Consider the following 25511-nt stretch of genomic DNA (forward strand, 5'->3'; position numbering starts at 1 on the left):
TTAATGAATATATTTATAAGCGCTCACTTGTGAAGCAGGAATCGTTCTATACGTTTTAATACCTGGAGAAGCACTGTAATTCATTTCTGAAACTGTAATGCTGCCATCAGAATTTTTAGATTCTACAAAAGCAACATGACCATAATATCCAGCATCTGATTGTAATATTGAACCAACTGTCGCTTTATGATCTACTGTGTAACCATCAGCAGCAGAAGCAGTATCCCAATTATTTGCATTCCACCAATAAGTACTAATACCTTTACCAATTTCTGCTCTTCTGTTAAATACGTGCCAAGTACATTGACCCCAATCATACAAATTAGAATGGTTAAATATAGGGGTATTATAGCTAGTTGAACCTGATGTCGAACCTGAACTTGATGAACCGCTTGTAGCTGTACCTGAAACTTTCAATCTTTGTCCTGGATAAATATTATAATTCGATAAGTTATTTAAGCTCATTATTTTTTGATATGTTGTGCCATATTTTGCAGCAATTGCAGATAATGAGTCTCCTGATTTTACTGTATAATACGTCGTTGAACCACTTGTACTCGTTCCGCCAGTGCTTCCTGTAGATGTTGACGTACTACCTGAAATCTTTAATGTCTGACCTGGGTAAATGTTATAGTTTGATAAGTTGTTTAAACTCATTATTTTTTGATATGTTGTACCATACTTTGCAGCAATTGCAGATAATGAATCCCCTGATTTTACTGTATATGTAGTTCCTGATGAAGTACTTGTTGATGATGTACTTGAGCTTGTAGTCCCCGAAACTTTTAATGTTTGGTTAGGGAATATAACATTTGAAGATAAATTATTTAATGATTTCAATTTAGATACTGAAATATTAAACTTATTCGCTATTGACCAAAGTGAATCTCCGCTCTTCACCTTATAAGTTGTAGCAGCTTCTGCGTTTGATGTTGTAGCAACCGCAGCTAGCGCACTACTCCCAATTACCGTTGCAAGAATTTTTTTACGCACTAATTGTAAACCTCCCAATATATCTCTTTCATCTTGTGTACAATTTTTCACTACTTAATTATACAACTAGAAATTGTATTTTAGTATAAATTTTATATGACATTATTATTACAAAGATGAATTATTCTAAATTCACACTAAACATACACCACGATTAACTTTGTCTATGCTTCATTTCAAAATATTACACTAATTTCATAGCATTTTGTAATATAATTCCGAATATCTTTATCACAATTTAATTTCCATTTTTAAATTCAATTATAAAAAACAATAATTTGACTATCGATTCTTTCATTTTCCTTTAATAAAAACAGATACGGGTAAAGAAATGTATAACATCAATAGAAAGAATAACAACTTGCATTATGTTTTTACTTATCTTAAAAATAATTAAACTTTTGCAGATATAACTCGAATCATTACTGGGGGGTAATTATTTGACTGAACAAAGTGCAAATAAAGATTTACGTATTAGAAGTAAAGCTATAAGTGAAGGTGTTAGTAGAACGCCAAATCGTTCATATTTACGGGCATTAGGCTTCGAAGATGAAGATTTCAATAAACCGATGATAGGCATTGCGAGTACATGGAGTGAAGTAACACCATGTAACATGCATATCGATAAGTTAGCACGCGCATCAAAGCAAGGTGTCAATGAATCGGATGCATCCGCACTTATTTTCAACACAATTACAGTGTCCGACGGTATCTCGATGGGTACAGATGGCATGCGTTTTTCATTACCAAGTCGTGAAATAATTGCAGATTCTATCGAAACAGTAATTAGCGCTGAAAACTTAGATGCTTTAGTTGCGATTGGTGGTTGCGATAAAAATATGCCTGGCTGTATGATAGGCATTGCGCGTTTGAATTTACCAGCCGTATTTGTTTACGGAGGCACCACTTTACCTGGAAAATTAGATGGCAAAGATGTAGATGCAGTATCCGCATTTGAAGGTGTGGGACAATATAATAACGGAGAAATTGACGACGCAGCACTGCATAAAGTAGAATGTGCAGCTTGTCCTGGTGCTGGATCTTGCGGCGGTATGTTCACTGCTAATACAATGGCATCTGCGATTGAAGCGATGGGTATGAGCTTACCTGGAAGTGCCTCGCATCCTGCTGTTTCTGCAAATAAAGCAAAGGACAGTCGCGCTGCAGGTAAAGCAGTTTACCGATTGTTAGAGCAAGGAATCTATCCAAAAGATATCATGACTAAAGAAGCATTCGAAAATGCTATAACAATTGTAATGGCGTTAGGAGGCTCAACCAACGCAATTCTACACTTACTTGCAATCGCACAATCAGCAGATGTTGATTTAACACTCGATGATTTCGAAAAGGTTCGTAAACGTGTGCCACATATTGCCGACTTACGTCCTAGCGGAAAGTATGTAATGGCGCATTTAGATGAAGTTGGCGGTATCCCAGCTGTAATGAAGTTACTTTACGACAAAGGCTTGATTCACGGTGATTGTATGACTGTTATAGGTAAAACAGTAGCAGAAAATTTAGCTGACCAAGAGCCATTAACGGACAATAAATCAATTATTGATTTCGACAATCCAAAATATCCAACCGGTCCACTTGTTATTTTAAAGGGTAACCTTGCTCCTGAAGGTGCTGTAGCAAAAATTTCTGGTTTAAGTGTCACATATATTAAAGGTCCTGCTCGTGTATTCGATTCTGAACCAGCTGCGACGAAAGCAATCTTAAATAATCAAATTAATGAAGGAGATGTTATCGTCATTCGTTATGCTGGTCCAAAAGGAGCACCTGGTATGCCTGAAATGTTATCTGCTTCATCAATATTAGTAGGAAAAGGATTAGGCGAATCTGTAGCATTGGTTACAGATGGTAGATTTTCTGGTGGTTCCCACGGCTTAGTTATCGGCCATGCCGCACCTGAGTCTCAAGTAGGTGGACCTATGGCATTACTTGAAGAAAATGACATCGTTACAATTGATGCCGAACGATTAGAAATTAGCTTTGATGTTAGCGAAGATGAACTCAAGCGCCGTCGCGAAAAATGGCAAGCACCACCACTGAAAGCAACTAAGGGCTCTCTAGCAAAATATGCTAAACTTGTCTCTTCTGCATCCAAAGGTGCAACAACAGAATAATTACCTTTATAATCAATATACTTTCAACATCACACATTAACTATCGCCTTCCAACGGTTGTAGTTAATGTGTTTTTTTATTAAATAAATTTAGAACAATACAGTTTCGAATTCAAAACTGTAAAAAAATGTAAATTTTATTCAATTTCGCATAAAATATCACATCTTAAGAAGTATGCAACACAATAAAACTCAATTATATTAGACTTAAGTTAACAAAGATAAAGAGGGGTGAAACAATAATGGAATTCATCATCGATATCATCAAAAAATTAATCGAAACTTTCTCTAAATAATTTATAGTTAATCATACTTAAATAGCTGACACATTTTGTTTCTCGACTATGCAAGTGTCTGAGACATAAAGTTTTCGGACAAGTATAAGTAGGCAATTTCTATTGAAATAATATAGAAATTGCCTTTTTCAATATTATTTTGAAATGATACGGATTAATACCACGAGTATGTTGGTGAGACTCCTGTGGCTCTTGAGGGAACAGGAGAAGCTGAAGACTACAGGCTGAAGCTGTCCCCTAGGAAAGTGAGCCAACAATACTAGATATTGAATAAAATTGGTAGTAGATAATATTTCAAATATTTAATAATTGGTATGGCATCACTATAAAGTTAAATTTAGTAAGAAAATTTAAGCAGATGGTAATTAAACATCACAAATCATTTTAAAGTATGTTGGTGAGACTCCTGAGGGAACAGGACAAGCTGAAGACTACAGGCTGAAGCTGTCCCCTAGGAAAGCGAGCCAACAATACGAAGATACTCAATAAAAATAGGGTAGCTGTGATTAGCTACCCTACCGATTATAATTATGAAAATAATGTCTTAAGTACATTAAATAATGAACCTAATAATTCGAAAATATCTCCAGTCATGTTAATCCCTCTCTCTTAATTTATATTTGTTATTTTAGGCGTCTAATTGTTCACTTCTTACTAATTCATCGGCGATACCATGCCAAAATTGTTGTAATTCCACGCTATCGTGAGTTGGGTCAGTAGCATCTTGTCCAACAAAGTCAACGTGATCCCAACCATGTCTTACTGGTGTTACTTGCCAAACACCTTTTTGAATTTCATCAGTAGCATCAACATATGCTTGATTATTTGGATGTTGAGATGAAACAACAGATACAAGCCCATCATTTTCTCTCCATGACGTATTGGCTGTTTTACCAATGATATTACCAGTAAGCGTAAATGGTAAGAACATATTTAAATCAGATTTCTGACGGCCAAATAATGTCGGTCTTGTAGATTCACCTGTATATGTTTTATAGACGATGTTTGGATTGAGAGAAGTATTAGCATTTAATTTTGCAGCACCTTCTGTACTTAAATCATATAAACCATTGTCTTGCGTTTTCCATAATTTACTATTTTGTACACGTTTAACGTAATCTAAATAAGATTCGCCCTCTTTTTGTTTTAATCCCCATTGGTTTAGACCAAAATCAGAATGTGAATCTGTATTACCTTTAAATTTCACATAATCATAAACAACCTGTCTAATAAATGCTTCATTACCTAATTCATCTGACGCAACTGTTCCATTATGTGGCGTACCAAGCGTAGTAATCGAAGTAATCATATTATCATTACCACCTTGATAAAGTGGTGAAATTTCACCACCGTGTTCTTTCTGGTAAGCAATTTCCTCTGGATTACCATTGCGCAGTAATTCTTCTAATTGTCTAACTGTTTGACCACCCATACTATACGCTACCAAATGTACTTTTTGCCCTGGTTGCCAATCTTTATAGACACCCTCATATGTTTTTCCGTAACGTTCGTGTCCATATTTTTCAGCGTGAGCAGCACCGTAATCTACTGTTCCACCTTTAATGTAATAATACAATTCAACAGCTCTGTCATAGTTACTACTCAACGCCCCAATACTTGCTTCATACGTTTCATAACCATTGTCTTGTAAATCTTGTCTAATGTTTAGTTTATCTCCACCCCAATAATGTGAAAGGATTGGTGGATTTATATCATCTGTGAAACCGTTGAAACCATGCACTAAAATAATTGGATCATCATTCTTATATTGACCTTGTTTTGCTGTTTTAGTAGGTTGTTCATTTGTTTGTTCACTTGTTTGTTGTGTTTGTTTTGGTACAGTAGCTACTGCACTGTCTTTGAGTGCTTTTAGTGTTGAAGTAGAATCTTCATCTTTACTATTATCCTGTGGGCTATCTGTAGATTGTAATTCACTTTGAAGTTGTTCAAGTGATACAGTATCATTTTGTTGATCACTATCAACCTTTTCTGACATAACTTGTTGGTTATCTGCTTCCACGGCAGTATTATCTTGGGTCGCAACTATATCTTCATTAGCTACATTTGCATTATTTGTTTGAGTTAATTTATTATCTTGAATTACATTTTGTGGACGTTCTACTTTACTCTGTTGGTTAGTTGAAGTTTGCTCTTGTGTATCTTTCGTTGTTCCTTCTGCCTGTTGATCTTTTGTTGCTGTATCTGCTTTATCTTGTTCGTTATATTCTGGATCCACTAGTGATTCTGTTGATTTTGTTTGATCCTCTTTTGTTGTTCCTTCTGCCTGTTGATCTTTTGTTGCTGTATCTGCTTTATCTTGTTCGTTGTATTCTGGATCTACTGGTGATTCTGTTGATTTTGTTTGATCCTCTTTTGATGTTCCTTCTGTCTGTTGATCTTTTGTTGCTGTATCTGCTTTATCTTGTTCGTTGTATTTTGGATTTACATCGTTAGTGGTTAAATCACTTTCTGTAGCCACATCTTGTGCATTATGTACATCCTTTTGTGACGATGACTCAGTAGTTGCATCTTTACTGTTTTCTTGGTTTATAGCTTGCGTATTATTTTGATTCGATTCGTCTGATAAAGAAGTATTAGTATTCACTTCTTGCTTAGATGGTGTAGCGTCAACTTGTTGTTGGCCTTCTTCTTCAGCAGCTTGTGCAGTTCCTGCCCCTAAAAATAATAAAGCTCCAATGAGGATTGACGATGCACCAATACTAAATTTTCTGATACTGTATTTATTTTGTTTTTTCTCCATCTTAGACACCTCTTAAAAATATTCAAAATTACACTCTTAAAACCCAACGCATTTTAAATAAATAAATTAACGATGAAGCGTGGTAATAATTCAAAAAACTTTCCGATGAGAGCTTCCATAATTTTACCTCCTTTAGAAAACGCTTACATTTACAAAGAAAATTTTTATTTATTAAAAGTGTTAATCTATAATTTATATATTCGTATACTATAATTAACAATTAATCACTTCTAATAAATAATTTATTAAAATTGTACTAAACTGATAGTTAAATGTCAATAAAATGACACAATTTAATTTTATACAACTATTACCTGTTTATTGCTGATTGAAACAACATATTTAGCTAATTTCATTTGCAACGATTGATTCAATATACTTCATAATCATTTTACTGAAGTAAATTCTTTATTAATAAACTACTACAAAGTTTTAGTCGCATTTAACCGTCATTAACTGCATATAAAAAAGTGCCAACAAAGCGCAATACTTTGTCGGCACCTACCTATAACTATTAATAAAATAGAGTGTTATCGTTAAATAAATTGAACAACAAATATCAAAATGATTACAATCGGCAATACAAATTTTATTAAGTAATACCACGGTGCAAACAATTTAAATTTATCTTTACCAAAGTGTTCAACTAAATCTTCTTTGCTAAGCACATGACCTACAACGAGCGTTGTCCCTAATGCACCTAATGGCATTAAAATATTTGATACTAAGAAATCCATATTATCGAAAATTGTACCCGCTGCAAAATGAATACCACTCAAACTACTGAAGGATAGTGTTGCTGGAATACTGATAATAAATACTAATAAACTAGCGTAAAATGATACCGATTTTCTTTTACTGTTATCATTTTTAGTGAAGTTAGATACGTTCAACTCTAATAATGAAATAGAAGACGTTAACGCAGCAAACAAGAATAGTATCAAGAAGATAAAATAGAATGTAGAACCAAGAGCCATTTGATCAAATACTTTTGGCAATACTTTAAACAATAAACCTGGGCCATCCGTTGGCTTGTAACCAAATGCTGCAATTGCTGGGAAAATAGCTAGCCCTGCAAGTACTGACACCAATATATTCATCGCTACAATAGATACTGCAGATGTTTTAATCGGCATCTCTTTTGAAGCATAGCTCGCATACGTAATCATACCTGTAGTTCCAAGTGAAAGTGTAAAGAATGATTGACCTAAAGCAAACAAGATACCTTCCATAGTGATATCTTCAACACGAGGTTGTAATATAAATTTCAACCCTTCCATTGAACCACCTAACGTCAATGATTTTATAACTATGACAATTAAGAAGATAAATAGTAAAGGCATCATAAATTTCGAAGCTTTTTCTAGTCCTTTTTCAACGCCCATCATGACTATAATCATAGTTAACAAGATAAACACACCTTGTCCTATTATCGTCAATAACGGACTTCCAATAATGGATTCAAATTGAATATCTCCAAGTTTACCACCTTGGAATGATAATAATTGCAGTGCTACATTAAATATATAAATGATAATCCATCCACCAATAACACTGTAAAAACCAAACAATACAAAAACAGCTAAATTACCGTTCCAACCAATGATATTCAACCATCTTTTTTGTGTTAATTTCTCATAAATTTTAGTGGTATATGTTTGTCCCATTTTACCAACAGTAAATTCCATAACTAATAATGGTAAACCTACAAAAATTGTAAATACTAAAAACATTAATAAAAAGGCGCCACCGCCATATATACCTGCCATATATGGGAATTTCCACATTGCGCCTAGTCCTATTGCAGAGCCTGCACTAGCTAATATAAAGCCAGTCGAAGACTTCCATTGTGATTGTTTACTCATAACCCTACATCCTTTATGTTTTACAAAACTTTATTGCGTTAAAGCGTTTTAGCGATATAGATTATACTATATCATTTTTCTACTTTCGGCTCAATAGCGTTTTTATTATCACAAAAATGACATACCTTCATTTACTCTTTTATAGCCCTAATTCTCGCTGAAAATGTACAATTTGTGACTATATGTAGTTGTAATACTTTAAATATTAGAAATTGTCTGAAACTTCATTGAATTAAATGGTATTCTGTGTTAAAGTATTTTGTGTTTTGCGCAAGTAAATATCCTTGAAATTGAGGTAATCATAATGAATAAACTAATATTAATGTCTGGTCTCATGTTATTTTCATTTTTCTTTGGGGCTGGAAATTTAATTTTCCCACCGATGCTTGGCTACACTGCCCAAGATAATATGTGGATTGCGATGGGCGGCTTTGCAATAACTGGTATTTTATTACCTTATTTAACCGTCATTGTTGTCGCATATATGAATGGTGGTGTGGAGAGTATTGGTAATAAAGTACATCCAATATTCGGCACTATTTTTGCAGTATGTATATATTTATCAATAGGTGCACTTTACGGCATCCCAAGAGCTGCCAATGTAGCATATGAAATAGGTACGAACCATGTTTTACCTGTACATAACCATGCAACTTTAATCATATTCTCTGTTATATTTTTCTTTGTTGTGTACTTTATCGCATTATATCCTAGCCGAATTATAGATAATTTAGGAAAATATTTAACACCCATATTAATTATTATAATTGCGATCCTGTGCATACTCGTTATTTTTAATCCAGAAGGATCAATCGGACAAGCAACTGGTGACTATGCGAAAACACCAGTCGTATCAGGGATCTTACAAGGTTATTTCACAATGGATCTCGTAGCCGCATTAGCATTTTCAGTTGTGATTGTACAAATGTTTAAAATGCATGGCATCGAAGATCATCGTACATTAGTAAAAAATGTAATTAAAGCAGGTCTTATTTCTGCTATCTTATTATTATTAATCTATTTTGCACTTGCTTATGTGGGAGCAACAACGAGTCAGGCTGGTTTCAAAGATGGCACTGGCATTTTAACTTTCAACTCATTACGTGTATTTGGCTCACTAGGTAATTTAATTTTCGGTATCATTGTTATACTCGCATGTTTAACAACTTGCGTCGGTCTAGTCAATGCATGTGCGGCTTTCGCCATGAAAAAACTGCCTAAAATTTCATATAAAATGTTTGTACTGATCTTTTCATTATTAGGTTTCTTAGTTTCTACACTAGGTTTAGACTTAATTTTACAAATTGCAGTACCACTATTGACGTTCATCTACCCAACTTCTATCGTATTGGTAATTATTTCATTAGTGAGCATTTTCATACCATTTGATTTAAAATTTGCGTATATTTTACCAACTATAGTCACTTTAATTATTTCAGTATTACAAATTGTTAGTGACTTTAAGTTAAGTTCAGCCATCTCAAATTTATATCATGCATTACCATTAGCCGATATCCAACTCGCATGGTTATTGCCATTTATCATATTACTTATTATCGGCTTAATTATTGATGCATTATTTCAACATAAAAAAAAGAAAAGTAACGGTTTAACCACCACAACAACACAATAGCTTATCTAACTGTCTATTTCGGTAACACGCTCAAACTAGTGCGCAAAACAAAGCACTTAACCGTGGCATTTAGAGCAACTCTTAAAGGTATCAAGATCCTTGAATGACTCATTTAACATATTCAAGACTTGATACCTTTTGTCTATCTATTATGAATTAATTTAAACAACATGATTGCTCTACATTATTTGAAATCACGCTATTTACCATAAGCATTGTCACTAGCCCATTCTGTTATGCTATAATCAAAGCAATATTACACATTTACATGTAAAAATATAATTATTTCACTTTAAAAGGAGCTGACATTTACTTGGACTTATTTAAATCATTTCTCAATACTTTAGAAACAGATTCTCAAAAAGACACCATGATTCAAGTATTTCAATGGATGAATGACTCATTTCCAAAACTAGAGACAACTGTGAAGTGGAACCAACCTATGTATACTGATCATGGCACATTTATCATAGCGTTTAGTAAGGCCAAACAACATTTCTCAATCGCACCTGAAGCGAAAACTATGTCCCATTTTTCTGAACGCATTACAAATGCAGGTTATTCACAAACCAATAATTTATTCAAAATAAAATGGACACAGGATATTGATTTTAATTTATTACAAGATATTATCCAATTTAATATTGATGATAAACAGAACTGTGATACGTTTTGGAGAAAGTAAAGCAGTATAGCGTCTTAAATGCTAAGTAATGGATATTTCACACTTAACATGCTAAAGGCAAAAATACGCTACTAATAAATAAAAGACAATTACTACTTTATCTTCACCGATAATAGTAATTGTCTTTTTGTTAAGCTTAGATTCAAACCATTAAAATCCATGATATTTATACTCATTTGTATCTTTTATTCATAATCTTCTAAGAAAGCAATAATATCCCGTTCTACATCTGCGCGCCCCTCTCCATGCGTCATAAGATGTTTCGAATGTGGATATCCAGAAATTTCCTTGTCATTATGTTGAATATGTTCATAAATGTAATTTGCACTCTTTGCATAGGACTGCTCGTCTTGTTCTCCATATTTAATTGCAATCGGTGCAGTAATATCTTCTAAATTTGCCATCACTTCATCTACGAGCAATTTAAATTTCTGTAACTGTGCATGATAACTTTCAATCATCGTCAATTGTCTGGTTACCTCTTCCTCAGATAACCCTACTAAATCACCCATACGTTGGCAATAATATGTTAAGCGTGCTTCTAATCCTGCGTCATCTTTACTAAATGGTGTCGACATGACGACTACTGAGTGTACATCAGTCGTTTCCGCTAATTTCAACGATAAGATACCACCTAACGACACACCACAAACACTGATTTGTTGATACCCTTGCTCTTTTAAAAAGCGATAGCCTGCTTGTGCTGTTTTCAACCAATCATCCGTATCGTACTCCAGTAAATTTTCTAACAACAAACCATGTCCTTCATATGCAGGTACATAGCACGTATAGCCTACTTTATGTAATTTATTCGCTAATAATTTCACATCTCTTATCGTACCGGTAAAAGAATGTAACAACAATATCGCATGACTTGCCTCTTGTTGTTCTAAAAATAAAGAATTTGGTGCTTTTACATTTATCATCTTTTGTCACTCCAAATATTAATTTCATATACAAGTTTAAGCTAAAAAATTCAATCGCACAAAACAATTCACATCATTTATTGATATGACAATAAATAAACGTTGCTTCAATTTGAATGTTCACACTAAATTAAAGCAACGATATATTGAAATGTTTTAATACAAATTATTTTAAAGACTTAAAAACTAGAAAAATTGTAATTCATAAACAGATTTATCATTATACGTATTAAAGCTATCAATCTTCCCGTTCAAGTGTAAATGTTGTTCCTTTCTACTCACATTATGTTTATATGTTATCTTGATATTTAAATTTGAATCATAGCCTTCATTTTTTATAGTATTTTCTATTTCAGAATATACATCTTTATTTATTGGCAATAAATAGCCCTCTTTACTAGGTAATATATTAATATATTTACGTTGCAATACATCATCATCACCTAGGTAAATTTCAACTTTTATATTTTTAGCAGCCCCACCACCAAGATTATATAATTTCATATAATCTTGTTCAGACTCACTATCAATACCTGTATTGGTAAGTTGTAATTGATCCTTCTCACGTGTAACAAGAATCTGATTGAAGCTTAACGCCGGTATAAAACTAATCTTCATTTGATAAAGTTGTATACTTACTGATACAAAGTAAAACAAAGCCATGACAAAAGTTCCAATCGAGCCAATCGCCGATATAATATTAATCATTTATTATTACCTCCATGACATAAATTTTCTAATATTCATTATAAAATCAAGCGTTCCCCACTTTTTAGAACTTACTTTTTTAAAAACATGGTTAATTTGTACGTTACCATGCTACACACCATATATCATTATCATTTGTAGAAAGAATCAACATATACCTTTTAAAATAAAAATAATTTATTAATTTAATAATAATATGATAACATATTTAATGTGTAATTAAATTTTAAAATACAGGAGAATTCAATGGCAGAAAATACTTATTTTTTCAAATGGTTTTTTAAAAAAGAATTATATATTATAACTTTCACTTGTATGTTCATTTACCTTTTATCAGTCTTTTCTAAACCTGTATATGCTGACAGTTATGCTTCAATGACCGAACTGATGAATGATACGGAACAGGGGATTGACTGGAATTTATCGTATGACAAGCGTTTTGGCAATACAATAATTGCAGCTGTACATGGTGGCAATATTGAACCTGGTACAACAGAGCTTTCTAAATTAATCGCCAACAATGGATTTTATAATTATTATAGTTTTGAAGGTATTAGAACGACAAATAACGGGGAATTGCACGTAACGTCTACAAATTATGACGAACCCACTATTTTAGATATGCAACAACAAATGACTAAATCCGTTATGATACATGGCGCTAGTGGTTCAGACTCAGTTGTTTACATAGGAGGAAAGGACGAGCCTTTAAAGAGCTCAATCAAGAAGCAATTAGAACTCAGAGGATTTAATGTCCAACCTCCCCCTCGATATTTAGAAGGAGATTCCGATGCCAATATTGCGAATCGTAATGCTAAAAATGCAGGCGTACAGTTAGAACTATCATTAGGTTTACGTGCTTCATTTTTTAATAATGGGGATTTAACACGCTTTTCAAGAGAAGATGAAACAAATTGGAGCCCTATCATGCATGAATTTGCTGACGCGATAACTGTAGCTATTTTGCAAAATTAATAATATTTTTCATTCACTTCGTCATATACGTGTGTATATCATTTTTGTAATATTCAAACAAATAAACCTTATTAATTCATCAATTTTGACGAATAATGCTTGTTACCATTCATGTATAATATAAAATGACGGAATTTAAAGAAAATGAGGTTATAAATATGGATGATTTGAAGATTAATAAACGTTTAATTATGACACCAGGTCCTGTAAGTGTAGACCCTCGTGTTTCTCAAGCAATGTCTAATTCTATATTAGGTCAGTTCGACTATGAGTTTGTTGGCATAATGAATGAAACAATGGAATTGATACGCCAATCTTTTTTGACTAACAATCAATGGTCATTCCCAATTGACGGTACAAGTCGTGCTGGACTAGAAGCTGTCATTTCTAGTGTTGTTAAACCTGGTGATGATGTACTCGTCCCGATTATCGGACGTTTCGGTTATTTATTCACTGAACTTGTCACTAGAGCAGGTGGTGTTGTACATAACATTCAAAAACCTATGGGCGAAGTATTTGAACAATCTGAAATAATAGCTGCATTAGATGAAATCAAACCAAAAGTATTGGCTATTGTACACGGTGAAACATCTACGGGACGTCTTCAACCTATTGATAAAATTGGTCGTGCATGTAAAGAACGTGGTATTTTGTCAGTAGTAGACGCAGTAGCAACGTATCAAGGCATGGTTATCCCTGTTGATGAATGGGAACTTGATGCAGTTGTTGGAGGCGTTCAAAAATGTTTATCTATCCCTTCAGGCATAACACCAATTACCTTTAATGAGCGCTTTAGCGAAGCAATTAATCGTCGTAAACGTGTCGAACTTGGTATACGTTCTGATGAAGTAGTCGAACAAGAACCTTTCATCCGCAGTAACTATTTAGATTTAACCCAATTACAAGACTACTGGAGCCCTAAACGCTTAAATCATCACACAGAATCTACAACTTCAATTTATGCATTGAACACAGGATTGAAGCTTGCACTTAAAGAAGGCATCGAAGCTCGTGCACAACGTCACGCTTTCCATCAAACAGGTTTGAAAGCTGCACTTAAAGCACTCGGACTTGAGATTTATGGCGATGAGGAAAATGAAATGAAAATGGTAATCTGTATAAAGATACCAAATGGTGTAGATGATGCTACCTTTAGAGAAGGTTTATTAAAGCACTATGGTATTGAAATCGCTGGTTCATTCGGAGATCTACAAGGTAAGATTTGGCGAATTGGCATAATGGGTTATGCTGTAGAAAAGCAAAATATATTAACTTTCTTATCAGTATTTTCACTTTATTTAGCACAACAAGGTGTAACTAATTTAGAACCTGAAAAAGCACTTACTACATTATTACAACATTACGCAACACAAGATTAATCATTTTTGATTTACATCACACATGTACGTCTCGTAGATTAATTATGTGAATTACCCGTTTTAAATTTAAAATAATACGCGCCCTTAAATGAAATTAATCGTTCATTTAAGGGCGCTTTTAGAGCTATAATATACATATCAACTGAACAATGCTCAACAATGTCTAACCAAAAGCTAAACCAAACATGATTTTAATACTGATCATACTATTACCATTCACGGTAAAAAATGCTCACCAAGAGCTACTGTAGTATTGTATAGTGATGCTTCTTGTGAATTACACATAATAAATAAGCCACCCACTTCCAAGTATCTGATGTGAACCCCAAAAGTTGGACTAAAAATCTAACTTTTGGGGTGCATTACAATCTTTAGAAAGTGGGTGGCTTAATAAGTTGTACAGTAACCCTATCGAATCACAACAACCTTACTTCGACGTAATATCGCTATTACATTACAAACTAATTAATTTATCAACTTGACTCTTTTGTTATAATGATTCATCTTCTATGACACGTCTCTTAGAAGCAGGATAACCAAATGCAAAGAATAGCACTGACATTACAAGCAAGGCAATGATTCCAGAAATCCAACTTCCTGTTGCATCATGAAGATAGCCGATTAAAAATGGACCTACGGCAGCTATCAAGTAACCTACTGATTGACCAAAACCAGATAAAGAGATGCTGCCCTCACTTGTTTTCGCTCTAATTGAAAAGAATGTCATACATAAACTGAAACAAGCGCCCATCGCAAGACCAGCAATAACAATCCCTATAATAAGTAGTACTAAAGATTGTGTGAAGAATAAGCTAAATCCTACTATGAATAGTAACGTAATAATAATTACTAATATGCGTTGATCCTTTAACTTAGAAGCAATAATCGGAAAAGTAAAGGTCATTGGTACTTGTGCGAACTGATTTAACATGAGTAAATAACCCGCAGTTGATGGATCTAAGCCTCTATCTACTAATATTGATGGCACCCATGCAACAACGGTATAAAACACCATTGATTGGAAGCCCATAGTTAATGCCACCATCCACGCTAATTTAGAGCGAGTGATTTTAACTTTTTTTGGTTTAACCGTCTCATTAGAATCCATAGCTGCACGTTCTAATGTTGCCCCTTTTCGAGCTTTTGGCAACCATAATATAATGGCAATAATTGCCAAAACAATCCAAAATGCTAAAGACAATCTAAATCCTAAAGGTGATATTTGTGATAATGGAAAGCTCAATCCTCCGCCTAAACCTGCAGTAAAATTCATCGTCCCACTATAAATTCCCGTCGCCACACCAATTTGCAAAGGAAAATACCATTTTACATAACTAGGCAACATCACATTCCCAAATGCTATGGCAATACCCAATACAACTGTACCAATAATAAACAGTGTAAAATCACCTGCAACACGAAGATAAAGAGCAAATATGAGTAAAATTGTTGAGTACAATATCGTTCGCGACATCGTTAGACGTGCTGTTACTTTAGAGACAACCGGTGATACAATAGCAAAAATAACAAGTGGTATCGTTGTAAGTATACCTGCAACACTATTATTTATCTCCATCACATGTTTTATCTCATCTACTACTGGACCTACGGAAGTAAGTGGTGCACGAAGTGTTGAAGCGATAAATACTATCGCTATAATCACGCCCCAATTCTTATTTATCTTATTTACATGAGAAGGATCAGTCATTTTATATCACCTTTCTTTGTAATCTTGTCATATAATAAGTTAACGAATCGACCAAATACATATACTTTGACCGATTCGTATCCAAATTAACTTTACTTAAGTTTAATTTACAACTTCAGTACTCGCTTCTAGCACGATGCGTGTACCTGCTTTTCCTTCTAATGCTTCAATTGCATCATCTAATGAACAAATGATGGCCTCTTTACCCATTTCTGCAAATTGAATCGCTGCTTCAACTTTAGGTAACATACTACCTGCTGGGAATTGCCCCTCACTTACATATTGTTTAGCCTGTTCTACTGAAATTGTCTCTAGCTTTTCTTCATTCGGTTTACCGTAATTCACATAGACGTTAGATACATCAGTCAGCATTACAAAGGTATCAGCATCAACTTGTTGTGCTAACTTTAAACCAGAGCGATCTTTATCAATGACAGCTTCGACACCATGTATCTTACCTTGGATATCACGATACACAGGTATACCTCCACCACCAGATGAAATAACAATCGCTTGATCAATAAGCGCCTTGATTTGATTCACACCATGAATCACTAGTGGCTCTGGTGATGGAACAACACGGCGATATCCTCTTCCCGCATCTTCTGCCATAACAAAGCCGTGCTTTTCTTCTAAACGTTTCGCTTCGGCCTCATCAAAGAATACACCAATTGGTTTTGTTGGGTTTTTAAATGCTGGATCATCTTTGTCAACTTCTACCATTGTCAATAACGTTACTACATTACTTTCTATATTTAAAGTCTCAAGATGATTCTTTAACGCTTCTTCCATCATATATCCAATAAACCCTTGTGATTCTGCGTTACAAGCATTGATCGGTAAAGGTTCTACAATATCTTTAGCCGCTTCATTTTGAGCGATGATATTACCTACTTGTGGTCCATTACCGTGAGTAACGACTACATTATGTCCTTGTTGCTTTAATTCTGCCATCTTTTTAGTAGCAGCACTGATATTATTATATTGATTTTCGTATGTCGCTTCTTGCTTTGGTTGTAAGATTGCATTTCCACCTAAAGCAAGTACTACTCGCTTCCCCATACGTTCCACTCCTTAACGTTAATGCTACAAACACACCATACAATGTATCTTTCCCTGATGATGACCCTACTTGTATTAAGCGATCAATATTGTCTGGTGTTGGTTCTGTTTGTAACACTGATATTTTCGAACTAAATAGACCTTTTTGTGCACATTTTAAGAAAGTTTCACTGACAAGTGTCGTTAATGTTTCTCTCAGTAGTTGCTTTAAAATAATTAAATTATGATTTCTAATATACGGATTGATAAAATGAATGAACAACATACCTGTTAAAATATCGTCACCTGTTGGCGTTAACCCTTGTCCTCTACCGATAATAAAGCGATAGTAACGTTCCACTTCTTCAGAACTCCCATGTGCTAAAGCGTAAATAAAGCGTCTTAAATATGAACTATTAAAATCACCTTGCTCATATTCAGAGAAATCATATTTAGCAACACATGATCGTAGTTGTGTCACCTGATCGCTCATATGTGCTTCAAATGAAGCGAGTTGCTTCACTTTCCAAACAAGTTGACATTCAGCATCGATATAAATCGTATTCGCACTCACTTTAATTGTTTGCTGTTGATGTACTTTACCTAGTAATTGATCACGTGTTTGCGCATCAATTTGAATACCAAATGGGAATGTACCATTGTCATCTGTTCCAATAAATATAAGTTCCTGTCTATGATTAACGATATTAAATCCTTTTTTAAAAATACTATGCACATAAAATGTCTCACGTTCTTCTAGTATTTCCTGGGCAATACCCCCAATTGCAAGCGCTCTATAAATCACGCCTTAAAGCCTAATTTTTCTGCATAAGCAGTGATTGCTTTTTCAAAACATTCAATTGGTGGGTGTACTGTACCTGCTCCAATTTGACCGTATCCAGCAATTTTATGTGCGATACCTGTGTTGATAACAGGTGTGATGCCTGTTTCAACAACTTTACGAGCATCAATTCCAAGACAAGCACCTTTAAAATTCCATGTTGGAATAACGAAATTCGGATTTTCACCAATACAAATTTCAGTCATATCATTACTAATTTCTAATGCATCTTCAAATCCACCAGTACCAACAAATCTTGTTACAGCAGGAGCTGCAATCATTGCCATACCACCTACACCAATCGTTTCAGTGATAGCTGAATCACCAATATCTGTATTAGCATCATCTGCAGAATAACCTGTAAAATATAATCCTTGTGGTGTATTAACAGGTGCTGTAAACCATTCATCGCCCATTCCAGCAATACGAACACCAAAGTTTTCACCATTACGACACATTGCCGTAACAACCGTACCATGTTCAATTTGACGTGCTGCGTCCATCATAGCTTTACCTGTTGCCATTGCAATATTTAGGAAGAACTGATCCGTATCTGCTAAAAATTGCAGCACTTCAGTACGTTGTGCTGGCTCTACATCTTCCAACGAACTGATGATTGGCGTAACTTCCTTCAAGAATGCTAAAGAGGCAGCAATGTTTCGTTGATGGAATTCATCTCCCATTGCAATTGCTTTGGCAATTAACACATTTACGTTTAAACCTTCATCCATTTGTCTTAAAGCTTTACTCAATACTGGACCTAATACATCTTTCATCCAGTGCAAACGATTCACGACTGTTTCATTATAAGCACCAAAACGTAAAACCGCACCAATACCTTCATTCATTTGGCAATATGCTTCATTTCCACTTTCTCTATTCTCAACGACTAGAACTGGCATATTCGCAGAAGTGATACCACCCATAGGCCCAACGGCATTTACATGGTGACATGGAATTAATGTAATCTTTCCACCTTCTAATAATTGTCTCGCTTCTTGCTCATTATTAGCCCAACCTTCGAACAAAATAGCGCCTACACACGAACCTTGCATTGGATCCGTCATGTTTTCATATTTGATTGGCGGTCCAGCATGTAATAATACGTGATCAGTCAATTCTGGAATTTTTGATTTTGCAGGCACAACATCCACTAAGAAAGGTGCTGCTGAAATCATTTTATCTATTACAGCTTGGTTTGCTTCATCTATTGTTTTGTAACCCATCTTATACCGTCTCTCCTTCGAAGTTATTTAAGTATTGGAGTACTTTCATTAATTTTTCATTTCCACCAGCAATAGGTCTCCAATTAAATTGGACAACTTGTGCATCGCTTGATTGAATTGCTTCAGTAAAACTCTTCAATCCAATGTTAATCACACTAGGTTTAACATTGATTAAATTCATAATTTTATCGTCTACAGATAAATCAACTGGATCTGCATCAATTTGTTTCACTTCTAATTGTGGTTGCTCAACTGTACTTCCAATTAAATTTAATGCTGTACGTACCATTTGATCATTTGTATCACAAACGATAGCCCCTGCAGCTTTTAATGTTTCAATTTGAGCGTGATATCCTTGATAATCATGTTCTGTACCCACTACAGTCGCTAATACTACAAGAGAACGACCGTCTGCTTTAACTTTGTTTAAGATCTTTTGAATTGTAGGTGCAAGTTCACTCGCCATATCATCATGACTACCATAACCAATCACGTTGTCTAACATAATAACTGCAGTAGCAGGATCGTCTGAAGATGTTTCCAACATTTCAATACGTTTTGAAGGATCAATCATTGGATGTGGTTTGCCTTGAGTGTAGATGTCATCACCCAAGTCAATAATCTCGTGGTTACCGCCTTTATATGCGAATCCTTCCGGTGTTTCGCCACTAGACAAATCACCTAATGTATCTTTAACGAGCATTGCAGCTTCAGATGCTAATGTCCCACCAGAATAGAAACCTTTGATACCATCTTGCTTGGCTGTTAGATTAGCTGATATATTTTCAAATAATCTTGGTTTAAAGTTTGGTGTCTCTCCATTTGAAAGTTGCACTGATACACGTGCTGCTTCTTCTAATGTATAAGCATGGTAAATATTTGTTTCCGTATAAGTTGGTTTTGCTCCAAGGAATAAAGTAACTACTGGTTTTTCTATATTTCGTAACACATTAAGTACTTGTTCCTCTACTTCTTTAGCTGGTGGTTTAGAAATTACTGTTATAACCTTTACAGTAGGATCTTGATTCAATGCTTTTATACTGTCTAACATAGTAATTGCCCCGACTTCAGATGATAAATCTCTTCCACCTGTACCGATAGCATTTGTAACACCTTTACCTTCGCGGTCAATGATTGTTGTCACTTCTTGAATACCAGTTCCAGAAGCACCGACAATACCAATATCACCTTCGTTAACAATATTCGTAAATGCGAGTGGTAAGCCATGGATAATACCTGTACCACAATCAGGACCCATAACGAGTAACCCTTTGTCATGTGCTAAATTTTTCAAACGTGTTTCATCTTCTTTTGCTACATTGTCACTAAACATAAAGACATTTAAATTATGATTTAACGCATTTTCAGCTTCCATAGCTGCATATTGACCTGGAATCGAAATCAACGCTAAGTTCGGATTATTAGCTAACTCTAATGCACGAGACCAATTCGAAGCTTCATTGTGCTTTTGCTCTTGATCATTACTTTCTGCCTTACCTTTTAGTTCTGCCTCAACTTCTTGATCGACTTCTTCAACTTTTGCAGCATCTTCAGTGTCAATGACGATTACAATATCGTTCGGCTTAGCATTTTCTAATTCTGCTGTTCCTAGACCTGATGATTTGAAAATATCTTTATTAGCAGGCGTTCCCATCATTATTGAAACTTTATTTACGCCTTCTATCGCTGATAATTTATTCGATAACAACATAAGCACAATCGAATCTTGGTACGTGTTTTCTTTAATAATTGTGTGTAACATTTTATTCCTCCATTATTATTCTGCAAATCTATTTTTGCCGTGATATCTATCGTAATGTACATCTTCTGAGACTAAATAATCATAAATGTCATCGACAATTTCGATGCCATCCTTATCATACTTGTCACTGCGCAATCTTCCTCTTTCGCCTGGATAGAAAATTTCTCCATATCCTTCAGCTGCAGGTTGCGCTTTAAGTTCATCTAACATTGTAGATATATTCTTTTTAAATTCATTTAAATCTGTAAAGAATGCTGGATTAATAACGATATGTAATTGCCCTAAGTCACGCCCTTTAGTCAAGTCCTTATACATGGATGACACGTGGACGCCATGTGGCACACCTAATAAACTACCTGACAAAATATCGACCATCATCATCAATCCATAACCCTTTGGTCCTGCTACAGGTAATAACGCGTGAACATCTCTCGAATCAGTAGTTGGTTCACCTTTAGCATTTACAGCCCATGTATCTGGTATAGATTGATGTTTCGCTCTCGCATCTAACACTTTGCCCCATGCTTGTACAGTCGTTGCCATATCGAACGTAATGATACGTTCGTCATTTGAAGGTGAACTAAACGCAATTGGATTCGTACCAAAATATGGCTCTGTTCCACCAAACGGCACTACCATAGGATCTGATTGACACATACTAATACCAACCATATCTTTCTTGGCAGCCATTTCGACAAAGTAACCTAATGCGCCACTATGAGAAATATGCTTAACACCAACCACTGCAACGCCATTTTCCTTGGCCATCTCAATGGCATGTTCCATCGCTTGCTTGGCAGCTTGATGTCCCGGACCATTATCTCCTTCAAATACTGCTGATGACGGTCCCGTCTGTTCAAATTGATAGTTTGGATTTGTCGTGATACCACCTTTTGCGATACGTTCGGCGTAGTATTCTACTCTGACTGCACCATGCGAATGAATGCCTCGATGATCTGCAAATGTTAGAACATCAGCAACATCACTAGCTGCATCCTCGTTTAAACCTGCCTTTTGCAATTTTTGTTTCATTAAATCAAATAAAGTTTCTTTAGTTAAACGCACATCTTTACCTCCTTCAATCATTTGGTTAATCATTAATCGTCATAAATTTCATTTTATGCAATACTAGACAAGTTCAGTTATTGTCGCTTAACTTGCAATACTGATCGCTTATCTACATATGCTATAACGTTAATAGCTATCTCTAACACGCATGCAATAAAAAAGAAGTTACTCAGGATGTTCAATCATTTACTATCAAAAGATAAAATTCATTAAATCATCCTGGTCACTTCTATATGCTTTAAGTTAATAAATTTCATCCGAAATCAAGTATTCATAAATACTTCGTGCAATCGGTATGCCACTTTCAGCGTAACGCTGCTTTACTGTTTCTTGTATTTCACCTGGGTAATATACTTGATCGAACCCTTGCGCCGGATCGATAGCATGTAATTCATTTACCATTTCAGTAATTTGGTTCAAGAACTGTTGTTCATCACCAAAGAAAGCTGGATTAATCACAATGTGAAATTGCCCTAACCGTCTATATTGACTCAAATCTTCATACATTGAACTGACGTGTTTGCCAAATGGTAAACCTAAGAGACTGCCTGCAAGGATATCAATCATCATCATTAAGCCGTAACCTTTCGGCCCTGCTACTGGCAGTAACGCGGATACTTTATATGGATCGGTCGTCGGCTGACCTTGCTCATCTACTGCCCATGTCTCAGGTATAGATTTATGTTTAGAACGGGCATCCAATATTTTCCCCCACGCTTGTACTGTTGTCGCCATATCAAATAGTAATGGTTCACCCGACTGACGTGGTGCCGCAAAGGCAATTGGATTGGTACCGAAGTATGGCTTGGTGCCACCAAAAGGCACAACCATTGGATCTGATTGACACACAGTCAACGCTACCATTCCCTCGTATGCAGCCTGTTGAGCATAGTAACCTATTGCGCCACTATGACCAATTTCTCGAACACCTACGACACCAATACCATTTGATTTCGCAAGTGAAATTGCTTCTTTCATTGCTTCATACGCTACATAATGACCAACTGTATTATCACCGAAATACGTACCTGTTGAAGGTCCAGTTTGCGTGAATTTGAGCTCAGGTGACAAATTAATTCCTTGCTTCATAATACGCTCAGCATAATATTGCATTCTGACAGAGCCGTGAGAATGTATGCCCCGCTCATCTGCAAACACCATTAAATCTGCTGTCTTATTTGCATAAATCGCTGGCAAACCAGCTTTGGTCAATTTCTCTATAAATAACTGACGTAATTGCTCACGCTCAACGTATACTAATGACTCTTCATCCATCCTTAACAACCTTTCTTAAATTTCTATATCTCTATTAGCATCTTTTGAATAGATGTAAGCAAAAGGTTCATCCAACCCTACTGCGTATGTTGCTTGTGGTGAATAAGCCCCCATGAAAATATAATCACCTTTATCGACTGGCATCCATTCATTATCTAAGTTGTACATGCCACGTCCACTTAAAATATATGCGCCATGCTCTTGAACATGCGTTTCGATATAACCATGAGAAGCACCAGGTTCAAATGATAAAATATGAATATTCATGTCATAAGCAAGTTCTTTAGGAAGTAAATCTATAACTTTCACTTCAGCCATACCTTCATAAGGTTCTTGTTTCATTTCATTCACATTACCTGTCACGATTTCAGGCTCGAAACCTGCTAATGGTTGATAACGTTTTTTGTATAAAAATACACGACTATCATTATTTTGATTACTATTTTCAAATGTCATTACTAAATGTGGTGGAACATATAAATAGCCACCCGCACTTAATTCATACTTTTTATCGCCAGCATATGCTTTGATATTTCCGTATTCAACATAGATAAATGTTTGTACGCCATCGCCACCGAAACCTTGTTTATTACCGCCTTGATTTTTAAGTGTGACAATATAATCTACAAAACGCGCACCTAATCTTGGTGAACCCATAATTGTTACGTCATAATCTTCAAATCCGGGAACGACATTATTTACTAGCCCATCCGGTGTAATTACTGCATAATTATCTTTCTTAATTACTGAGCGCGTTTCTAATAAACCTTCTCTATATCCTTGATTATGATTGATATAACCCATAAATATTCATGCTCCTTTGTCTTTTTGATAAAACCTAGTTATTATTGTTGCGTGTTATTTACATTCTATTTCTTATATATCTCTTGAATTCTAATATATAAAGCGCTTATAAATTGAACTATAAACGCTTCATATATCGTTAAAATATTGCAAAGTGTGACTATTAATTATTCTTCATAAGCCAACTGATACAATACTTGCTTTAATACTTCTATACCTTTAACTAAATCGTCTAACTTTGTCTCTTCTTCTACGTTATGACTTACACCATTGATTGAAGGAACGAACATCATTGCAGTAGGGACATATTTTGCAAATATTTGAGAGTCGTGACCTGCACCTGACGGCATTACTTTACAGTCCGCTTGACCAACAACTTGTTCTGCTGCCTTAGTAATTTCTCCTACTAAACGTTCATCCATCAATGTCGGCGCTTCGTCCATCCATAAGTCTATGTCACACGCCACGCCTTGCTCTTTAGAAATCTGCTTAATACATGTATCAATTTCCGCTGCAAATTGATCAAGCTCAGCTTGATTAATATGTCTACAGTCAATAGAGAACGTTACTTCTCCTGGTACTACATTAACTGTATTAGGGACAGGATCAACACGACCAAAGGTAATCACCAACGGATCGCCTATCTCTTCGGCACGTTCTGTTAACGCAACGGCTATCTTGCTGAATGCAACTACAGCATCTCTTCTTAATCCCATAGGTGTAGTTCCTGCGTGGTTTGCTTCACCTTTTAAATTAATTGTGTAGCGCTTTTGACCTACAATGCCTTCTACGATACCAATCGTTTTCTGTTCAGTTTCAAGCACTTTCCCTTGTTCAATATGTACTTCTACGAATGACTTCACGTCACTATAATCATTGTCAGCCGTTCGATAATCGAACCCTGCTTGATGCATTGCGTCTTCGAATTTGACACCTTCTGCATCTGCAATAGATTCTACTTCTGACTTTTCTGCTAAATTGAAAAAGTTTTTACTTCCCCAAAATGCAAACGGGAAACGACTGCCTTCCTCTTCTGCTAATGCTAATATTTCTAATGAACGTAATGGTTGACCATGTGTTGCCTTCAATGATTCCATCGCAACTGTTGCTGCGAGGACACCGAATTGTCCATCGAGATGGCCACCTTCAACAACTGTATCGATGTGTGATCCCGACATAATTATTTCCTCTGGATATTTACTACCTTCGATACGACCAATTAAATTTCCAACACTATCAAAACGTGTGTCGAAACCTTTTTCATTTAGTGATTCTCTTAAACCATGTACAGCATTTGACCACTCTTTCGTATAGAGTAAGCGTGTGATGCCACCGCCTGCCAATCCACCATAACTAGTGATTTTTTTGTCTAAAGCTTCAAAAGAAGATCGGATGTCCATGTATTTCAACTCCTTTGCTATGTCATATTTAATTATA

The 25511-nt window shown here is 35.3% G+C and carries 19 protein-coding genes; 5 read left to right on the forward strand and 14 right to left on the reverse strand.

Annotated elements, in window-relative coordinates:
• Complete coding sequence (locus ACF91D_RS12970; RefSeq protein WP_042739929.1) at positions 1–993, reverse strand: LysM peptidoglycan-binding domain-containing protein; 993 nt, start codon at positions 991–993, stop codon at positions 1–3.
• 440 nt (positions 994–1433) lie between these two features.
• On the opposite strand from ACF91D_RS12970, the gene ilvD reads away from it, so the two are divergent.
• Positions 1434–3122: a dihydroxy-acid dehydratase gene (gene ilvD, locus ACF91D_RS12975; RefSeq protein ID WP_392437145.1), complete on the forward strand. Its 1689-nt coding sequence runs from the start codon at positions 1434–1436 to the stop codon at positions 3120–3122.
• A 923-nt stretch (positions 3123–4045) separates the two neighbouring features.
• On the opposite strand, the gene lip is transcribed toward ilvD, so the two are convergent.
• Entirely contained in the window at positions 4046–6178 is a 2133-nt protein-coding gene (lip, locus tag ACF91D_RS12980) for a YSIRK-targeted triacylglycerol lipase (RefSeq protein WP_392437147.1), read from the reverse strand.
• Positions 6179–6714: 536 nt separating this feature from the next.
• Entirely contained in the window at positions 6715–8043 is a 1329-nt protein-coding gene (locus ACF91D_RS12985) for a sodium-dependent transporter (RefSeq protein ID WP_042737561.1), read from the reverse strand.
• 304 nt (positions 8044–8347) lie between these two features.
• Here ACF91D_RS12985 and brnQ point away from each other — a divergent pair, with 304 nt between their 5' ends.
• Together brnQ and ACF91D_RS12995 are read left to right on the forward strand one after the other, a co-directional pair.
• Entirely contained in the window at positions 8348–9676 is a 1329-nt protein-coding gene (gene brnQ / locus ACF91D_RS12990; RefSeq protein ID WP_107589700.1) for a branched-chain amino acid transport system II carrier protein, read from the forward strand.
• Between the two features lie 313 nt (positions 9677–9989).
• The gene (locus ACF91D_RS12995) at positions 9990–10361 is read left to right on the forward strand and encodes an iron chaperone (RefSeq protein WP_107526685.1); all 372 of its coding nucleotides are present in this window, start codon (positions 9990–9992) and stop codon (positions 10359–10361) included.
• A 185-nt stretch (positions 10362–10546) separates the two neighbouring features.
• Here ACF91D_RS12995 and ACF91D_RS13000 read toward each other — a convergent pair whose 3' ends face one another.
• Positions 10547–11287 carry an alpha/beta hydrolase gene (locus tag ACF91D_RS13000; RefSeq protein ID WP_107526684.1) on the reverse strand — a complete coding sequence of 247 codons (741 nt, stop codon included), beginning with the start codon at positions 11285–11287 and terminating at the stop codon, positions 10547–10549.
• A gap of 186 nt (positions 11288–11473) precedes the next feature.
• Positions 11474–11995: a hypothetical protein gene (locus tag ACF91D_RS13005; protein WP_107526683.1), complete on the reverse strand. Its 522-nt coding sequence runs from the start codon at positions 11993–11995 to the stop codon at positions 11474–11476.
• 246 nt (positions 11996–12241) lie between these two features.
• On the opposite strand from ACF91D_RS13005, the gene ACF91D_RS13010 reads away from it, so the two are divergent.
• The gene (locus ACF91D_RS13010) at positions 12242–12970 is read left to right on the forward strand and encodes a poly-gamma-glutamate hydrolase family protein (RefSeq protein ID WP_107589701.1); all 729 of its coding nucleotides are present in this window, start codon (positions 12242–12244) and stop codon (positions 12968–12970) included.
• A gap of 158 nt (positions 12971–13128) precedes the next feature.
• Positions 13129–14349: a pyridoxal-phosphate-dependent aminotransferase family protein gene (locus tag ACF91D_RS13015; protein WP_107589702.1), complete on the forward strand. Its 1221-nt coding sequence runs from the start codon at positions 13129–13131 to the stop codon at positions 14347–14349.
• A gap of 490 nt (positions 14350–14839) precedes the next feature.
• Here ACF91D_RS13015 and ACF91D_RS13020 read toward each other — a convergent pair whose 3' ends face one another.
• The 9 genes from ACF91D_RS13020 to allC form a co-directional block, all read right to left on the reverse strand.
• The gene (locus tag ACF91D_RS13020) at positions 14840–16057 is read right to left on the reverse strand and encodes a CynX/NimT family MFS transporter (RefSeq protein WP_107511751.1); all 1218 of its coding nucleotides are present in this window, start codon (positions 16055–16057) and stop codon (positions 14840–14842) included.
• A 102-nt stretch (positions 16058–16159) separates the two neighbouring features.
• The gene (gene arcC, locus ACF91D_RS13025) at positions 16160–17119 is read right to left on the reverse strand and encodes a carbamate kinase (RefSeq protein ID WP_107511750.1); all 960 of its coding nucleotides are present in this window, start codon (positions 17117–17119) and stop codon (positions 16160–16162) included.
• Positions 17037–17903, reverse strand: a complete 867-nt coding sequence (locus tag ACF91D_RS13030) for an oxamate carbamoyltransferase subunit AllH family protein (RefSeq protein ID WP_107589703.1) — start codon at positions 17901–17903, stop codon at positions 17037–17039. Before ACF91D_RS13030 ends, arcC begins: the two co-directional genes overlap by 83 nt.
• On the reverse strand, positions 17900–19165 hold the full coding sequence (locus ACF91D_RS13035; protein ID WP_107579356.1) for a YlbE family protein: 1266 nt from the start codon (positions 19163–19165) through the stop codon (positions 17900–17902). Before ACF91D_RS13035 ends, ACF91D_RS13030 begins: the two co-directional genes overlap by 4 nt.
• Position 19166: 1 nt before the next feature.
• Positions 19167–20927 (reverse strand): acyl-CoA synthetase FdrA, encoded by a 1761-nt coding sequence (locus tag ACF91D_RS13040; protein WP_107591392.1) that lies wholly within the window; start codon positions 20925–20927, stop codon positions 19167–19169.
• A gap of 15 nt (positions 20928–20942) precedes the next feature.
• A complete protein-coding gene (gene allD / locus ACF91D_RS13045) occupies positions 20943–21992 on the reverse strand; it encodes an ureidoglycolate dehydrogenase (protein WP_107589706.1) in 1050 nt (349 codons plus the stop codon).
• A 246-nt stretch (positions 21993–22238) separates the two neighbouring features.
• The gene (gene allD / locus ACF91D_RS13050) at positions 22239–23270 is read right to left on the reverse strand and encodes an ureidoglycolate dehydrogenase (RefSeq protein WP_107589707.1); all 1032 of its coding nucleotides are present in this window, start codon (positions 23268–23270) and stop codon (positions 22239–22241) included.
• Positions 23271–23285: 15 nt separating this feature from the next.
• Complete coding sequence (allE, locus tag ACF91D_RS13055) at positions 23286–24074, reverse strand: (S)-ureidoglycine aminohydrolase (protein ID WP_392437152.1); 789 nt, start codon at positions 24072–24074, stop codon at positions 23286–23288.
• 167 nt (positions 24075–24241) lie between these two features.
• Entirely contained in the window at positions 24242–25474 is a 1233-nt protein-coding gene (gene allC, locus ACF91D_RS13060; protein ID WP_107579353.1) for an allantoate deiminase, read from the reverse strand.
• Positions 25475–25511: the final 37 nt, after the last annotated feature.

The organism is Staphylococcus sp. 231237_7MaSpsaltlick (genome assembly GCF_043107035.1).

What these genes read in the sequence shown, in the direction of transcription:
- lip (WP_392437147.1), bottom strand. Translation starts at nt 6,178, where the DNA reads ATGGAGAAAAAACAAAATAAATACAGTATCAGAAAATTTAGTATTGGT.
- ACF91D_RS12985 (WP_042737561.1), bottom strand. Translation starts at nt 8,043, where the DNA reads ATGAGTAAACAATCACAATGGAAGTCTTCGACTGGCTTTATATTAGCT.
- brnQ (WP_107589700.1), top strand. Translation starts at nt 8,348, where the DNA reads ATGAATAAACTAATATTAATGTCTGGTCTCATGTTATTTTCATTTTTC.
- ACF91D_RS13000 (WP_107526684.1), bottom strand. Translation starts at nt 11,287, where the DNA reads ATGATAAATGTAAAAGCACCAAATTCTTTATTTTTAGAACAACAAGAG.
- ACF91D_RS13005 (WP_107526683.1), bottom strand. Translation starts at nt 11,995, where the DNA reads ATGATTAATATTATATCGGCGATTGGCTCGATTGGAACTTTTGTCATG.
- ACF91D_RS13010 (WP_107589701.1), top strand. Translation starts at nt 12,242, where the DNA reads ATGGCAGAAAATACTTATTTTTTCAAATGGTTTTTTAAAAAAGAATTA.
- ACF91D_RS13015 (WP_107589702.1), top strand. Translation starts at nt 13,129, where the DNA reads ATGGATGATTTGAAGATTAATAAACGTTTAATTATGACACCAGGTCCT.
- ACF91D_RS13020 (WP_107511751.1), bottom strand. Translation starts at nt 16,057, where the DNA reads ATGACTGATCCTTCTCATGTAAATAAGATAAATAAGAATTGGGGCGTG.
- arcC (WP_107511750.1), bottom strand. Translation starts at nt 17,119, where the DNA reads ATGGGGAAGCGAGTAGTACTTGCTTTAGGTGGAAATGCAATCTTACAA.
- ACF91D_RS13035 (WP_107579356.1), bottom strand. Translation starts at nt 19,165, where the DNA reads ATGGGTTACAAAACAATAGATGAAGCAAACCAAGCTGTAATAGATAAA.
- ACF91D_RS13040 (WP_107591392.1), bottom strand. Translation starts at nt 20,927, where the DNA reads ATGTTACACACAATTATTAAAGAAAACACGTACCAAGATTCGATTGTG.
- allD (WP_107589707.1), bottom strand. Translation starts at nt 23,270, where the DNA reads ATGGATGAAGAGTCATTAGTATACGTTGAGCGTGAGCAATTACGTCAG.
- allE (WP_392437152.1), bottom strand. Translation starts at nt 24,074, where the DNA reads ATGGGTTATATCAATCATAATCAAGGATATAGAGAAGGTTTATTAGAA.
- allC (WP_107579353.1), bottom strand. Translation starts at nt 25,474, where the DNA reads ATGGACATCCGATCTTCTTTTGAAGCTTTAGACAAAAAAATCACTAGT.